At 69.5% G+C, this 14,556-nt stretch carries 13 protein-coding genes, 1 tRNA gene and 2 pseudogenes; 10 read left to right on the forward strand and 6 right to left on the reverse strand.

All coding sequences use genetic code 11. From position 1 onward, the window contains the following. Nucleotides 1-69 precede the first annotated feature (69 nt). On the reverse strand, nt 70-1,053 hold the full coding sequence (locus WJ438_RS20215; protein WP_406726506.1) for an alkylmercury lyase family protein: 984 nt from the start codon (nt 1,051-1,053) through the stop codon (nt 70-72). A gap of 54 nt (nt 1,054-1,107) precedes the next feature. Here WJ438_RS20215 and WJ438_RS20220 point away from each other — a divergent pair, with 54 nt between their 5' ends. Then, entirely contained in the window at nt 1,108-1,506 is a 399-nt protein-coding gene (locus tag WJ438_RS20220) for a heavy metal-responsive transcriptional regulator (protein ID WP_406726507.1), read from the forward strand. Between the two features lie 16 nt (nt 1,507-1,522). On the opposite strand, the gene WJ438_RS20225 is transcribed toward WJ438_RS20220, so the two are convergent. The 3 genes from WJ438_RS20225 to WJ438_RS20235 are packed head-to-tail and all read right to left on the reverse strand — an operon-like array spanning nt 1,523 to nt 4,010. Beyond that, the gene (locus tag WJ438_RS20225; protein ID WP_406726508.1) at nt 1,523-2,614 is read right to left on the reverse strand and encodes an ArsO family NAD(P)H-dependent flavin-containing monooxygenase; all 1,092 of its coding nucleotides are present in this window, start codon (nt 2,612-2,614) and stop codon (nt 1,523-1,525) included. Beyond that, a complete protein-coding gene (gene arsB, locus WJ438_RS20230) occupies nt 2,611-3,705 on the reverse strand; it encodes an ACR3 family arsenite efflux transporter (RefSeq protein WP_406726509.1) in 1,095 nt (364 codons plus the stop codon). Before arsB ends, WJ438_RS20225 begins: the two co-directional genes overlap by 4 nt. Beyond that, complete coding sequence (locus WJ438_RS20235; RefSeq protein ID WP_406726510.1) at nt 3,702-4,010, reverse strand: ArsR/SmtB family transcription factor; 309 nt, start codon at nt 4,008-4,010, stop codon at nt 3,702-3,704. The genes arsB and WJ438_RS20235 overlap by 4 nt, the downstream gene beginning before the upstream one ends. Nucleotides 4,011-4,100: 90 nt before the next feature. Here WJ438_RS20235 and WJ438_RS20240 point away from each other — a divergent pair, with 90 nt between their 5' ends. The 3 genes and pseudogenes from WJ438_RS20240 to WJ438_RS20250 all read left to right on the forward strand — a co-directional run bounded on the left by WJ438_RS20240 (nt 4,101) and on the right by WJ438_RS20250 (nt 5,977). Further along, entirely contained in the window at nt 4,101-4,514 is a 414-nt protein-coding gene (locus tag WJ438_RS20240; RefSeq protein ID WP_406726511.1) for an arsenate reductase ArsC, read from the forward strand. Continuing rightward, nucleotides 4,511-4,806, forward strand: a pseudogene (locus WJ438_RS20245) (NAD(P)/FAD-dependent oxidoreductase); the annotation flags it as partial. The gene WJ438_RS20240 and the pseudogene WJ438_RS20245, both read left to right, overlap by 4 nt. Before the next feature lie 811 nt (nt 4,807-5,617). Further along, nucleotides 5,618-5,977 carry a hypothetical protein gene (locus WJ438_RS20250; RefSeq protein WP_406726512.1) on the forward strand — a complete coding sequence of 120 codons (360 nt, stop codon included), beginning with the start codon at nt 5,618-5,620 and terminating at the stop codon, nt 5,975-5,977. Between the two features lie 342 nt (nt 5,978-6,319). Here the strand turns inward: WJ438_RS20250 and WJ438_RS20255 are convergent, their stop codons facing one another. Continuing rightward, nucleotides 6,320-6,616: a helix-turn-helix domain-containing protein gene (locus tag WJ438_RS20255; RefSeq protein ID WP_406726513.1), complete on the reverse strand. Its 297-nt coding sequence runs from the start codon at nt 6,614-6,616 to the stop codon at nt 6,320-6,322. 554 nt (nt 6,617-7,170) lie between these two features. Between WJ438_RS20255 and WJ438_RS20260 the strand changes: the two genes are divergently transcribed. Next, entirely contained in the window at nt 7,171-7,686 is a 516-nt protein-coding gene (locus tag WJ438_RS20260) for a hypothetical protein (RefSeq protein WP_406726514.1), read from the forward strand. A gap of 130 nt (nt 7,687-7,816) precedes the next feature. On the opposite strand, the gene WJ438_RS20265 is transcribed toward WJ438_RS20260, so the two are convergent. Then, nucleotides 7,817-7,900, reverse strand: a tRNA-Leu gene (locus tag WJ438_RS20265). Nucleotides 7,901-8,525: 625 nt separating this feature from the next. Here WJ438_RS20265 and WJ438_RS20270 point away from each other — a divergent pair. From WJ438_RS20270 to WJ438_RS20290, 5 genes and pseudogenes are all read left to right on the forward strand, one after another. Further along, nucleotides 8,526-9,396, forward strand: a pseudogene (locus WJ438_RS20270) (FhaA domain-containing protein). 10 nt (nt 9,397-9,406) lie between these two features. Beyond that, complete coding sequence (locus WJ438_RS20275) at nt 9,407-9,916, forward strand: FHA domain-containing protein (RefSeq protein WP_406726515.1); 510 nt, start codon at nt 9,407-9,409, stop codon at nt 9,914-9,916. 141 nt (nt 9,917-10,057) lie between these two features. Then, complete coding sequence (locus tag WJ438_RS20280; protein ID WP_406729749.1) at nt 10,058-11,599, forward strand: Stp1/IreP family PP2C-type Ser/Thr phosphatase; 1,542 nt, start codon at nt 10,058-10,060, stop codon at nt 11,597-11,599. Between the two features lie 27 nt (nt 11,600-11,626). Further along, complete coding sequence (locus tag WJ438_RS20285) at nt 11,627-13,072, forward strand: FtsW/RodA/SpoVE family cell cycle protein (protein ID WP_406726516.1); 1,446 nt, start codon at nt 11,627-11,629, stop codon at nt 13,070-13,072. Beyond that, nucleotides 13,069-14,541: a peptidoglycan D,D-transpeptidase FtsI family protein gene (locus tag WJ438_RS20290; RefSeq protein ID WP_406726517.1), complete on the forward strand. Its 1,473-nt coding sequence runs from the start codon at nt 13,069-13,071 to the stop codon at nt 14,539-14,541. Before WJ438_RS20285 ends, WJ438_RS20290 begins: the two co-directional genes overlap by 4 nt. Nucleotides 14,542-14,556: the final 15 nt, after the last annotated feature.

Here is a 14,556-nt window from a genome sequence, read left to right on the forward strand (position 1 = left end):
TCGCCCACACTCGTGCCCGGGGGTGGATGAGGCCCGCCCCCGGCCGGGGCGGAACCGAACCCACTGCGGTCAGTCCCGGTCCAGGAGTGGACCGAAGGTCTGCTCGGCGATGCGCAGGGCCTCGGCCTGGGTGGTGATCCGGCCGGGAACCTCGGGATGCCGGCGGGCCCACGCCTCGGCCGTGGAGGAATCGGCGAAGAAGTTCAGCGCGTCGCAGCACACGGTGGCCGCCGGGCCCGTCTGCGCCCGCCGGCCGACGAAGACGACCGCTTCGGCCGGCTCCCAGCGTGCGGTGCCGCCGGTGAAGGTGACCGTGATCGGACGGCCGTCGACCGGGTCACCGGAGGTGATCGCGACGTCCTGGTGGAGCATCGCGGCCACGCCGAGGGCGTCGATCGCGCACATCGCCCACGCCTCCACCCCGCCCGCCAGGCGCAGGCGGTGCGGGGTCGGCATCGCGGAGAACGGATACGCCGCACAGATCCGCCCGCCGGCGTCAAGGGTGAGGAAGTCTTCGCGATCCAGCTCGGCCAGCACGTCCACGGCCGTACGGCCTGCCGCGGCCGCGGCGGCGGCGAGGTCGGCCGGTTCGGGCGCGGAGCCGGTGGCGGCGAAGTGCCGCAGCACGGCCTGGTGGACCGCGCGCAGACCGCGCTCGTCGGGGGCGCGGCGGCCACGGCAGGCCCGGCCGATCGGATCCAGCACCTCACGGCCGTCCCCGCAGCACTCATCGACAGGCGCGGACGCGGACACCGCGGCGCCGGCGAACGCCTTGCGCAGGGCCTCGATGCTCGGCGCCCCGTCGGGCCGGCCTTCCTTGTCCCGGTACAGGCGGCAGGACACGCTCGCCGGAGCACCGGCCATGGCGAAGGGGTCGACGCCGTCCACCAGGACCGTGGGCGAACCGGTCATCTGCCATCGGGCCGCCTCCGCCTCCTCGCGCACCTCGATCAGCTCTACCTGGGCCTGCCTCCCGTCCAGTGCTGCGGTGATCCGTTCGCGGACCAGAGGGGCGTTGGGGCAGTCAGGCACGGTCAGCACGGTGATCCTCATGAGCCGACCGTAGACCTTCCAGTGCACTGGAAGGTCAAGCCGTACGCTGAAGACATGCGCATCGGGGAGCTCGCCACCGAGACGGGGCTGACCACGAAGACGATCCGCTTCTACGAGCAGGCCGGCCTGCTGCCCGCGCCCCAGCGCACCCCCGGCGGCTACCGCGACTATCCGGCCCACACCGTCACCCGGCTCGCCTTCGTCCGCGACGCCCAGGCCGCCGGGCTCACCCTCGCCGAGATCCGCTCCCTCCTTGCCCTGCGGGACAGCGGCCAGGCACCGTGCGCCCAGGTCGGCGTGCTCATCGAGGAGCACCTGGCGGAGATCGACCGACGGATGGCCGAACTCCGCCAGGCCCGCACGGTCTTGCGTGAGCTGGCGCGCCGGGCCGCTGTGACCACCCCGGACACCTGCTCGGCCGGCGACATCTGCACGATCCTCGCGCGGCCCTGACGCCCGGTGGGCGGCGTCAGCTGCTCAGCTGCTGCGCGATGTCCCGGGCGGCGTCGCGCGCGGGGCGGCCCACACCGATCAGGGTGGCGGAGGCCGGGCCGGTCCAGTCGCCGTAGCCGAGCAGGTGCAGGCGGGGTTCACCGACCGCCCGGGTCCCGGCGGTCGCAACGTGGCCGCGCGGGCCGCGCAGGTCCAGCGGGGCGAGGTGGGCCAGGGCGGGCCGGAAGCCGGTGCACCAGACGATCGCGTCCGCGTCCGACCGGCTGCCGTCGGCCCACCGGATGCCGGTGGCGGTGAGCCGGGGGAACATCGGCTGGACTCGCAGGAGTCCGGCGTCGCGGGCGGCGCGGACCGGCGGCACGGCGACGATGTCGCCGAGTGAGGCGACCCCCCCGGTGTCGCCGCGGCCGGCGTCGAGGGCGCGGCGGCGGGCGGTGGCGACGTCGAACAGGGCGCGGCCGTCGATGTCGTCGGGCAGGAAGCGGGGCGGGCGCCGGGTCGCCCACGTCACCGTCACGTCGCCGGCCAGGGCGAGGTCGGCGGCGATCTGGGCGCCGGAGTTGCCGCCGCCGACCACGACGACCCTCCCCCAGCCTCCGGCCGGGGGGACCCCCAGCTCGGCGAAGTCGGCCGGGCGGCGGTAGTTCACCGTGTGCAGCTGCCGCCCGGCGAAGAGGCCGCGGCCGGGGACGGCGGGAACGAAGGGCCGCGACCAGGTGCCGGTCGCGCTGATGACCGCCCGGGCCCGCCAGGTGCTCGAGTCGGCCTCGACCAGGAGCCGGTCGCCGTCGCGGCGTACGGCGCCCACGCGGGCGCCGTGCTGGACGGGCAGGTCGTAGCGCTTCTCGTAGTCGGCAAGGTAGTCCACCACGTGCCCGGTGTCCGGGTAGGTCTCGCCGGGCTGGGTGGGCATGAGCCGCCCGGGCAGGGAGGAGTGGTCGGCCGGGGAGAACAGGTGCAGCGAGTCCCACATGTGCTGCCAGGCGCCGCCCGGCGCCGGGTCGGCGTCGAGGATGGTGAAGTCGATGCCCTGGCGGCGCAGGTGGTAGCCGGCGGCGAGCCCTGCCTGGCCGCCGCCGACCACCACCACATCCACGCTCTGCGTCATGAACCCAGCTGCGCGGTGGTGAACTTCTTGCGCCAGGCCAGGGACACGTAGATCAGTGCCACGAGGATGGGGACCTCGATGAGCGGACCGACGACGCCGGAGAGGGCCTGGCCGGAGGTGACGCCGAAGGTGGCGATGGCGACCGCGATGGCGAGCTCGAAGTTGTTGCCGGCGGCGGTGAACGCGAGCGTGGTCGTGCGCTCGTAGTTCAGGCCGATCGCCTTGCCCAGCAGGAAGGTGCCGAACCACATGACCGTGAAGTACACCAGCAGTGGCAGCGCGATCCGGGCGACGTCCAGCGGCTGGGAGGTGATGCTCTTCCCCTGCAGGGCGAAGAGGATGACGATCGTGAAGAGCAGGCCGTACAGCCCCCAGGGGCCGATCTTCGGCAGGAAGCCGTTCTCATACCGCTCGCGGCCCATCTTCTTCTCGCCGATCCGGCGGGTCAGGAAGCCGGCCAGCAGCGGCACACCCAGGAAGACGACGACATTGAGTGCGATCTCCCACATGGAGATGTCGAGGTTCTCGCCGTTGCCCAGGCCCAGCCAGCCGGGCAGCAGGTCGAGGTAGAACCAGCCGAGCAGGCCGAAGGCCAGGACCTGGAAGACCGAGTTCAGCGCGACCAGGACGGCGGCCGCCTCGCGGTCGCCGCAGGCCAGGTCGTTCCAGATGATGACCATGGCGATGCAGCGGGCCAGGCCGACGATGATCAGGCCGGTGCGGTACTCGGGCAGGTCGGGCAGGAAGATCCAGGCCAGGGCGAACATCACCGCGGGGCCGATGATCCAGTTGACGACCAGGGAGGAGACCATCAGCTTGCGGTCGCCGGTGACGGCGTCCAGCTTGTCGTAGCGGACCTTCGCGAGCACTGGGTACATCATGATCAGCAGGCCGACGGCGATGGGCAGGGAGATGCCGCCGATCTCCACCTTGGCCAGGGCGTCGTTCAGCCCGGGAACGGCGCGGCCGAGACCGAGACCCAGGCCCATGGCGAGCAGGATCCAGACGGCGAGGAAGCGGTCGAGTGTCGACATCTTCGCGGCGATCGACGTTTCCGCGCCGGGGGTCGCGGGTGCTTCGGTGCGGGTCACGGGCAGGCCCTCTTGTTGTCGGCGGCGGTACGGGCCTGTTCGGCCAGGTCGGCGAACCGGGCGGCGAGGGAGGCGAGGACGTCGGGGCGCAGCCTGTAGTAGGTGAACCGGCCGCACGGTTCGGTCTCCACCACTCCGGCCTCGCGCAGCACTCTGAGGTGGTTGGAGAGGTTGGTCTGCTTCGCGCCGGTCTCCTCCACCAGGTGGGTGGTGCACAGCGTCTCTTGGGCGAGCAGGGTCACGATCCGCAGCCTGAGCGGGTCGGCGAGCACCCGGATCAGGTCAGTGTCGACTGACGTCATCATGGACTGATACTCTCACATCACTGGCGACTGACATAACCGGTTGCCGACACCACGTGCGCCTGACGCCCGGAGACGAGAGAGAGTCCTCTGATGTCCGACAAGCCCTCCGTGCTCTTCGTCTGCGTCCACAACGCCGGCCGCTCCCAGATGGCCGCCGGATTCCTCAACCACCTCGCAGGCGACCGCATCGAGGTCCGCTCCGCCGGCTCCGCACCCGCCGACCAGGTCAACCCGGCCGCCGTGGAGGCCATGCGCGAGGTCGGCATCGACATCGCCGCCGAGACCCCGAAGGTGCTGACCATGGACGCGGTCAAGGAGTCCGACGTCTGCGTCACCATGGGCTGCGGCGACGCCTGCCCCATCTTCCCCGGCAAGCGGTACCTCGACTGGGCCCTGGACGACCCGGCCGGCAAGGGCGTCGAAGCCGTCCGTCCCATCCGCGACGAGATCAAGACCCGCATCGAGGCGCTCATCGCCGAGATCGACGCCCAGCAGGAGGCGTGACCTCGGTGACCCAAGCCGACGACGTGCGCGAGGTCGTCATCATCGGCTCCGGCCCCGCCGGATACACCGCCGCCCTCTGCACTGCCCGCGCCCAGATCAGGTCCCTGCTGTTCGGCAGTTCCGTCTTCGTGGGCGGTTCGCTGACGACCACGACCGAGGTGGAGAACTTCCCGGCTTCCCCGAGGGCGTCGACGACCCGGTCCTGATGGCGAACATGCGGGCCCAGGCCGAGAAGTTCGGCGCCGAGATGATCGACGCCAGCCCAGTACACGCGCAACGAACTGGCACAGTCGTCGTCTGAACACCGTCGGCGCGAAGCGGGCTTTGCTCGGTTGCCGAGCGAGGCCCGCGATTCGTTGCGTCAGAGCCGCCGCGTCCTATGCCGGTTGCCCTGGCCCTACCGTGACACCTTCGCCAGCGCATGCCTGGTGATTCCCAACCGCCTTCCGACAGCCTTACCTGTCAACCGCCGACTCCGCACACGGGCTGACCGCCTGACGGAGCAGGCTCGACCTGTCCTCGGCCGGCAGTGGCCCTGCTGACCATGACCGTCGGACAGCAACATAGGGAGCAAGCCTTCGCATGGTGGGTGGATCATTTCTCCCACAGAGCGCTCAGGCCACAGGGTTCCCATTGACAGCCGAACAAGATCGCAGGCCCTGTGCATGAAGCGGAAGACACCGGGCGCCTACCTGTCATCCTTATCCTCCGGTACACGAGGAATCGCTGTGCACATACCTCCGACAGGCAACTCAGGTACTGCCCTCAATAATTCCTCTCCCCCTCGGGCGGGTCCAGGCACCGGCAAGGACAAGGAAACACCCTTACCCGCTTACCCATAAAATAATCCGCATCCCTACCCCTATAAATATCCAGGAGATAAGCGGGGAAACGAAGTGCAGGAATCGCAGACAGGGCACCGCACGTAAACCCGACACAGGGGATGTACCCACTTTTTCCGCAATCGACACAGGGGAGCATTCCACCCTTTTCGAGCATCATCGATGCTTGGGCGGCAAAGGTATTTGATCATTTCGCCAGTCCGAGTGAAACACCCCTTGCGGAGAGGGTTACCGATGCCTTGCCACAGGTACGGTTCACCAATGGTTGAGGACCTTCCATGGGAAGAATTCGCCGGTGACCCTGACAAGTACATCGCGAAGCTCGAAGAGAAGGAGGAGGGTCTCCAAAAGGACATGTACAAGGCGTGCCAGGAGCTGCGCCTGGCACGCCGACTGAAGAAGCACAAGGGCGCTGCGGACGAGTGGAGGCGTAGCGGCATCCGTGCTCAGCGGAACTCCGCAGCAGAGGACGACGAAGACGACGACGCGGCAGCAGCCGAGGGCAGACCCGCAAGGATCGCATCCGAGAGATCACGCGTCAGGATCCCATGCGACTCCGGAAGGAAGGCTCCATGGCAGAAGCCCTGGGCGAACCCGCCAAGACGAAGAGCGTCCGCGTGACCATGGATGAGCTTGTGCGTGCCGGCGAACTCATGAAGCACCCGGGTTCTACCCGGCTTCCGCCCCCCGACCAGTCCCCTGGAACAGAATTCGAGCACCTTCCCCTACCGAGCAAAAGGCGGCCGCCACCTGGAATTACTTCCGTGGTGACGGCCTACAGCAACGAACCTCCCGAAGGCCTTCCACAGTAGCCGGATCAGTTCGTGCCACGCTGTATTTTACGGACGGCCTCGCACCGCCGGTAGCGCGTTGCGAAATACGGTCCTGCCCTTCGCCCGAAGGGATGACCGCTTCATATTCAGCCTCGAACAGCCCTTCTTTCGGCCTCAACAGCCAACCTCGTCACACTTTCCGCCCGGGCCACAGGTCCGCTTCCAGAGCTTTTTCCAGGTTGGCGATGGTGAGCAGGTCGGGCCAGGCCTCACCGGCCAGCGCCTTGGCAATCGTGTAACGGGCGACGCCGCTGCGCCGGGACAACTCGGCGGCCGACCATCCCTTGTCGGTGATCGCCGCATGGAGCCTGGCGGCCAGCGCCTGGGCGACGCGCGCCCCGTGATGTTCCTCCCTGACGGCCTCAGGCCACGCGCCGCCGGCGCAGTACGCGCGCGGAGGTAGTCGACGGGCATCTCCCTGGGGCATGAGGTGAAGTCTGACCCATCCGGTCCCCTCCGGTCGCACGGGACTGCTGCCACGGATGCATGTCATCCGAATAGCTGCTGGGGTGCTGGTGTGGCGACATGTGATGAGTCAGCGGATTGATTCCTGTCGCCCGGCCGACTCCCCCGCGGGGCGGAGCCTCGTCGGCGACGAGGTACGCCGCGCGGTCCGTCTCGCCGACCCTCTCCTGCCCCACAGGGCGCGTGAACTCCTCACCGCGCTCACACAGTTGGCGCTCTTCTGCGACGGCGAGGGCCTGCCCGCGAAGGCCGAGGTGTGGCTGTCCCGCGAGGCGATCGAGCGGTTCGTCGCGGTCGGCTGCCCCCAGGTGGGCGAGGGCACGCGGGGCGACCACCGCACCGGGCTTCTGCGGTTGCGCGAGATCGTCCTGGGCGGAGAGCGCCGGACCGGCAAACCGGCGAAGCTGTCCGCCTCCACCCTGGACCGCCCCTACAGCCGCACCGAGATCGCGGACCTGTGGGGCTGGGCCGGCGGTCAGCCGACCGAGGAACTCCGCTGGGGCTGCAAGGACGTTGATGGCTCTCGGGCTGGGCGCGGGCCGCGACTCGCCGGAAGTCATCCCACTGCGTGCCCACGACGTCCGCAGAAAGGACGCGATGAACCCGCTGCCGGCCTACGGACATCTCTCCCGCGCCCTCAACGCCGCAGCGGACACCGACGACCTGACGGAGCGGAAGCGGCGCCCGGCCTGTTCACCGAGTTCCTGCTGGGCGCCTCCGTACGGCCCCTCCACGGCCTCCTGGCGGGGCTGGCGGAGGCCTCCCAGGGCCCCGTGGACGCCACCGCCGGCGCGCACGCCCTCCCACGGCCGCCGCACGAACGGACCCGAGCTCGCCACCGACCCCGACGCCGGCTGGTACGTCCACGAAGGGGACCACCGCGATCCGGACGCACCGGTCTCCGACGCCGTGCGCCCGCCTCCGCAAGCCCGCCGGGAAAGGCGGCCCCGCACCCGCCGCGTAGACCGACCGGCAGCCAGTCCCACCGGGACACATCAGCACCTCATCGAGCAGGGCCCCGCCGTGAAATAGATCACGGCGGGGCCCTCGCGACGTCCGCTTGCGGGCTGTGCGGCATCTCACATCTGCCCGCACAACGAGAAACGGGCCTCAGCCGAGACTTTCGTCTCTGGCCGAGACCCGTTTCATCGGTTTCTCGATGTGCGCGAGGGGGGAGTTGAACCCCCACGCCCTTGCGGGCACTGGAACCTGAATCCAGCGCGTCTGCCTATTCCGCCACCCGCGCATTGGGTGTGTCATCGGCCCCTGCCCCGTAGGGGTTCGGCGCCTTCCGACACCAGAACATTAGCACGCTGGTCGGGGTGGATTCACATCCCTTTTCACCCGCCCGGACCCCACCCGGCCTGAGCAGCACCGCCGCGCACGGGCAGCACTCACGAGCCCCCTTCGACGCCCGGCGAAGCCCCTCACCGCACCGCCGCGCGGTGACGGCGCGCCCCGGACACGTACGCATGACAGGTATCAATGGGTATGGATGCATATGGATGTACCTCCCTCCCCCTCCCCGAGAGCCACTTCACGTATCAACCTCGTACCGGTAGCCCCCGTCGCCCCAGGTGCCGGACGGAGTCCACAGCCGCGTGCGGGACACTGGTCCGCGGCCCCTCTACGATCCATGGCAGGGCGGCTCGCACGAGCACGGCCGAAGGAGTTCGAAGGGGGCCCCGGAGGGAACTCCGTCAGGCGTCGACACCGGTCGGCCGGGCAAGCAGGGGGAACCAGCCGATCGACCGGGGCGTGGATACGATCAGTAAGCAGTACCAGGTAAACGGTGCACGGATCGGCGCACCGGGCAGTAGACGCAGTGGACAGGGCAGTACACAGGACGGCGACGACGGAGGAGGTGCCCCATGGGAGTCCTGAAGAAATTCGAGCAGCGGCTCGAAGGCCTGGTCAACGGCACCTTCGCCAAGGTGTTCAAGTCCGAGGTGCAGCCCGTGGAGATCGCGGGAGCACTCCAGCGGGAGTGTGACAACAACGCGACCATCTGGAACCGCGACCGCACCGTCGTCCCCAACGACTTCATCGTCGAACTGAGCACCCCCGACTACGAGCGGCTCAGCCCGTACTCCGGGCAGCTCGGTGACGAACTCGCCGGCATGGTGCGCGACTACGCCAAGCAGCAGCGCTACACCTTCATGGGCCCCATCAAGGTGCACCTGGAGAAGGCGGAGGACCTCGACACCGGCCTGTACCGGGTGCGCAGCCGTACACTCGCCTCCTCCAGCAGCCAGGCGGGCCCCACCGGCCCCGGCCCCGCGGGCCCCGGTACGGGCGCCCCGCCCGCCGGCCGCCCCGGCGGCTACGGCTACCCGCCGGCCGCTCCCGCGGGAGTCCCGCCCATGCCGGCCGCGCCGCCGCCCGGTGGCCGCCCCGGCGGTTACGGCTACCCGCCGGCGGCGGGCGGCCAGCGGCCCCCCGCCGCCCCCGTCCGCCGGCCGCACCCGCCACTGGATCGAGATCAACGGCAACCGCCACCAGATCTCCCACGCGACGCTGGTACTGGGCCGCAGCACCGAGGCCGACGTGCGGATCGACGACCCCGGCGTCTCCCGCCGGCACTGCGAGATCCGGACCGGAACGCCCTCGACGATCCAGGACCTCGGATCCACCAACGGCATCGTGGTGGACGGACAGCACACCACCCGCGCTACGCTCCGCGACGGCTCGCGGATCGTCGTGGGCAGCACCACCATCATTTACCGGCAAGCCGAAGGGTGAAGCGGGGGCAATGTCAGAGCTGACCCTCACGGTCATGCGGCTGGGTTTCCTGGCCGTACTGTGGCTGTTCGTGATCGTGGCCGTGCAGGTCATCCGCAGTGACCTCTTCGGTACGCGGGTCACCCAGCGCGGAGCACGCCGGGAGGCCACCCGGCCGCAACAAAGCGCCCGGCAGGCAACGCCGCCGCAGCGCCAGCAGTCCGGGGGCGGCCGCCGCGGCCGCAACGCCCCCACCAAGCTGGTCGTGACCGAGGGCACCCTCACCGGCACCACCGTCGCGCTCCAGGGCCAGACCATCACGCTGGGCCGGGCGCACGACAGCACGATCGTGCTGGACGACGACTACGCCTCCAGCCGCCATGCCAGGATCTACCCGGACCGCGACGGCCAGTGGATCGTCGAGGACCTCGGCTCCACGAACGGCACGTACCTGGACCGGTCCCGGCTGACGACACCCACACCGATCGGACCGGGTGCGCCGATCCGCATCGGCAAGACCGTCATCGAGCTGCGGAAGTAGTGCTACACCAATGACAGAGCGCGAGCGGAGCGAGCACGCGGTGGGGGTCCCGACCCAGGACCCCGGCGCGCTCCCGACCGGAGGGTGGGCAGTGTGGCTCGACACGACCGGCTGTACCCGGAGCCGACGGGCGAGGTGCGCATGAGTCTGTCCCTGCGCTTCGCCGCCGGATCGCACAAGGGGATGATCCGGGAGGGCAACGAGGACTCCGGTTACGCGGGTCCCCGCCTGCTCGCCATCGCCGACGGCATGGGCGGCGCCGCCGCCGGCGAAGTCGCCTCCTCCGAGGCCATCTCCACCATCGTCGCGCTCGACGACGACGTTCCCGGCTCCGACCTGCTCACCTCCCTCGGCACGGCAGTGCAGCGCGCCAACGACCAGCTGCGCATGATGGTCGAGGAGGATCCCCAGCTCGAGGGCATGGGCACCACCCTGACCGCCCTGCTGTGGACCGGCCAGCGCCTCGGCATGGTGCATGTCGGCGACTCCAGGGCCTACCTGCTGCGCGACGGCGTCCTCACCCAGATCACCCAGGACCACACCTGGGTGCAGCGGCTGGTGGACGAGGGCCGGATCACCGAGGAAGAGGCGACCACCCACCCTCAGCGGTCTCTGCTCATGCGGGCCCTCGGCAGCGGTGAGCACGTCGAACCCGACCTGTCGATCCGTGAGGTCCGGGCCGGGGACCGGTACCTGATCTGCTCCGACGGCCTGTCCGGCGTGGTCTCCCACCAGACCCTGGAGGAGGCCCTGGCGGGCTACCAGGGCCCCGAGGACACCGTGCAGAACCTGATCGAGCTGGCGCTGCGCGGCGGCGGCCCGGACAACATCACCGTGATCGTCGCCGACGTCCTCGACCTCGACACCGGTGACACCCTGGCCGGCCGACTGTCCGACACCCCGGTCGTGGTCGGCGCCGTCGCCGAGAACCAGAACCAGCCGCACGACGACAGCGCCATGCAGACCCCGGCCGGCCGCGCCGCCGGTCTCGGCCGCCGACGCGGCCAGGGCGGCGGCGGGGGCGAGTTCGGCCCGCCCGGCAGCGGCGACGTCACCGGCTTCATCCAGACCGACGGCTTCGGCTACGCCGAGGACGACTTCGTCAAGCCCCGCAAGAGCCGCAAGTGGCTCAAGCGCTCCTTCTTCAGCCTGCTCACCCTCGCCGTCCTCGGCGGCGGCGTGTACGGCGGCTGGCGCTGGACGCAGACCCAGTACTACGTCGGCACCAACGGCGAGCACGTCGCGCTCTACCAGGGCATCAGCCAGGACCTGGCCTGGGTCTCGCTGTCGAAGGTCAAGAAGGACCACCCCGAGATCGAACTCAAGTACCTGCCGCCCTACCAGCGGAAGCTGGTCGAGGCGACCATCGCCGAGGGCGACCTGCACGGCGCCCGGTCGAAGATCGACGAACTCTCGGTACAGGCCTCCGCGTGCAAGAAGGAGGCCGAGCGACGCACCGCCGAGAGCGAGAGCAACGCGAAGACCGGCGAGGGCGAGGCCGGAGGCACCACGGGAACCACACCCGCCTCCTTCACGTCCAACACGCCGACGCCGAACCCCTCGGGTTCGACCGAGGCTCCGCAGAAGTCCACGCCCCAGTCCACGACCGCACCTACTCCCCGCCCCGGCCCCAGCCTCTCGGAGGAAGAGCAGAAGGTCGTCTCGCTGTGCGGTAAGCAGTAGGCAAGCCGTGAGAGGCCCTGTCACACGATGAGCAGTACTACCAACCCATCGGCGCAGCACACGTCCACGATCGGTGCGATCGGGGCGCCGAGCCGGCGCAACACCGAGCTCGCGCTGCTGGCGTTCGCCGTCGTCATCCCGGTCTTCGCCTACGCCAACGTCGGGCTGGCCCTCAACGACGAGATCCCGACCGGCCTGCTGAGCTACGGCCTCGGCCTCGGCCTGCTGGCGGGCATCGGCCACGTCGTCGTACGGAAGTTCGCGCCGTACGCGGACCCGCTGATGCTGCCGCTGGCCACCCTGCTCAACGGACTCGGGCTCGTCGCCATCTGGCGGCTGGACCAGTCGGAGCTGCTGCAGCGGATCCATCAGGCGGGCACCGCCGCCCCCAGGCAGCTGTTCTACACCGCCATGGGCATCGCACTGTTCGTCGTGGTGCTGATCTTCCTCAAGGACCACCGCGTCCTGCAGCGCTACACCTACATCTCCATGCTCGGCGCACTGGTCCTGCTCCTGCTGCCGCTGGTGCCCGGCCTCGGCAAGAACCTCTACGGCGCCAAGATCTGGATCCAGGTCGGCAGCTTCAGCATCCAGCCCGGCGAGTTCGCCAAGATCGTCCTGGCGATCTTCTTCGCCGGCTACCTGATGGTGAAGCGCGACGCGCTCGCCCTGGCCAGCCGCCGCTTCATGGGGCTGTACCTGCCCCGCGGACGCGACCTCGGCCCGATCCTCGTCGTCTGGGCGATGTCGATCCTCATCCTGGTCTTCGAGACCGACCTCGGCACCTCGCTGCTGTTCTTCGGCATGTTCGTGATCATGCTGTACGTCGCCACCGAGCGGACCAGCTGGATCGTCTTCGGTCTGCTGATGTCCGGCGTCGGCGCCGTCGGCGTGGCCAGCTTCGAACCGCACATCCAGACACGCGTCCAGGCCTGGCTCGACCCGATGCGCGAGTACCAGCTGAGCCGGTCCGGGGCCAGCGACGGCATCGTCCACTCCGAACAGGCCATGCAGGCACTGTGGGCCTTCGGCTCCGGCGGCACCCTCGGCACCGGCTGGGGCCAGGGCCACTCCGACCTCATCCGGTTCGCCGCCAACTCCGACTTCATCCTCGCCACCTTCGGCGAGGAACTGGGCCTGGCCGGCATCATGGCGCTGCTGCTGCTCTACGCGCTGATCGTGGAACGCGGCGTGCGCACCGCCCTCGCCGCCCGCGACCCGTTCGGCAAGCTGCTCGCCATCGGCCTGTCCGGCGCCTTCGCGCTCCAGGTCTTCGTCGTCGCCGGCGGCGTCATGGGCCTGATCCCGCTGACCGGTATGACGATGCCCTTCCTGGCGTACGGCGGTTCGTCCGTCATCGCCAACTGGGCGCTGATCGGCATCCTGCTCAGGATCAGCGACACCGCCAGACGCCCGGCCCCCGCACCCGCCACCAACCCCGACGCCGAGATGACCCAGGTGGTCCGCCCGTGAACAAGCCCCTGCGCCGAATCGCGATCTTCTGCGGCCTCCTCATCCTCACCCTCCTCCTCCGTGACAACTGGCTGCAGTACGTCAAGGCGGACGAGCTGAGGACCGACGAGCACAACCGCCGGGTCGCCATCGAGCGGTACGCGTCCCCGCGCGGCGACATCATCGTCGGCGGCGAGCCGATCACCGGACACGCCACCACCAAGGGCGACTTCAAGTACAAGCGCACCTACAAGGACGGCGCCATGTGGGCGCCGGTCACCGGCTTCGTCTCGCAGGCCTTCGGCGCCAACCAGCTGGAGGCCATCGAGGACGGCATCCTCACCGGCAACGACGACCGCCTGTTCTTCCGCAACACGCTCGACATGCTGACGGGCAAGAACAAGGAGGGCGGCAATGTCGTCACCACCCTCAACGCCGACGCGCAGAAGGCCGCTTACCAGGGCCTGAAGAAGCAGGGCGGCAAGGGTTCGGTCGTCGCCCTCGAACCGTCCACCGGCAAGATCCTGGCGCTGGCCTCCTTCCCGTCGTACGACCCGTCCGTGATCGCCGGCGACGGCAACTCGGACGCCGAGGCGTGGCAGAAGCTGCAGAAGAAGAACAACCCCGACGACCCGATGCTGAACCGGGCCCTGCGCGAGGTCTACCCGCCCGGGTCCACCTTCAAGGTCCTCACCGCCGCCGCCGCCCTGGAGGAGGGGCTGTACGAGAGCGCGGACGAGAAGACCGACACGCCGCTGCCGTGGATCATGCCGGGCACCACGACCCCGCTGAAGAACGACGGCGACCTCCCCTGCGAGGACGCCACCCTGCGCGAGGCGCTCCGGGTCTCCTGCAACACCGTCTTCGGCAAGATCGGCTCGGACCTCGGCAACGACACGATGCTCGAGTACGCCAAGAAGTTCGGCTTCACCGAGGAGCAGTTCGTCCCGGTCCGCTCCAGCGCCTCGGTCTTCTCCGACGACATGGAGCCGTCGCAGACCGCGCTCTCCTCCATCGGCCAGTTCAACACCGCCGCCACCCCGCTGCAGATGGCCATGGTCACCGCCGCCATCGCCAACAACGGCACCCTGATGAAGCCGTACATGGTCGACGAACTCCAGGCCCCGAGCCTCGACACCATCGAGAAGACGGACCCGGAGGAGCTGAGCGAGCCGATGTCGGCGGAGAACGCGCAGATACTCCAGTCGATGATGGAGACCGTCGTCTCCGAGGGCACCGGCGGCAACGCGAAGATCGAGGGCGTCACCGTCGGCGGCAAGACGGGTACCGCCCAGCACGGTGTGGACAACAGCGAGAACCCCTACGCGTGGTTCATCTCCTACGCCAAGGGCGAGGACGGCAGCTCGCCGGTGGCCGTAGCCGTGATCATCGAGGACGACGACGCCGTGCGTGGCGACATCTCCGGCGGTGGCCTCGCGGCCCCGATCGCGAAGAGCGTGATGGAGGCGGTCGTCAAGGCCAAGCAGTGACCCCGCTCACGTCCG

The organism is Streptomyces sp. GD-15H (assembly GCF_045291515.1).
Classification (GTDB): domain Bacteria; phylum Actinomycetota; class Actinomycetes; order Streptomycetales; family Streptomycetaceae; genus Streptomyces.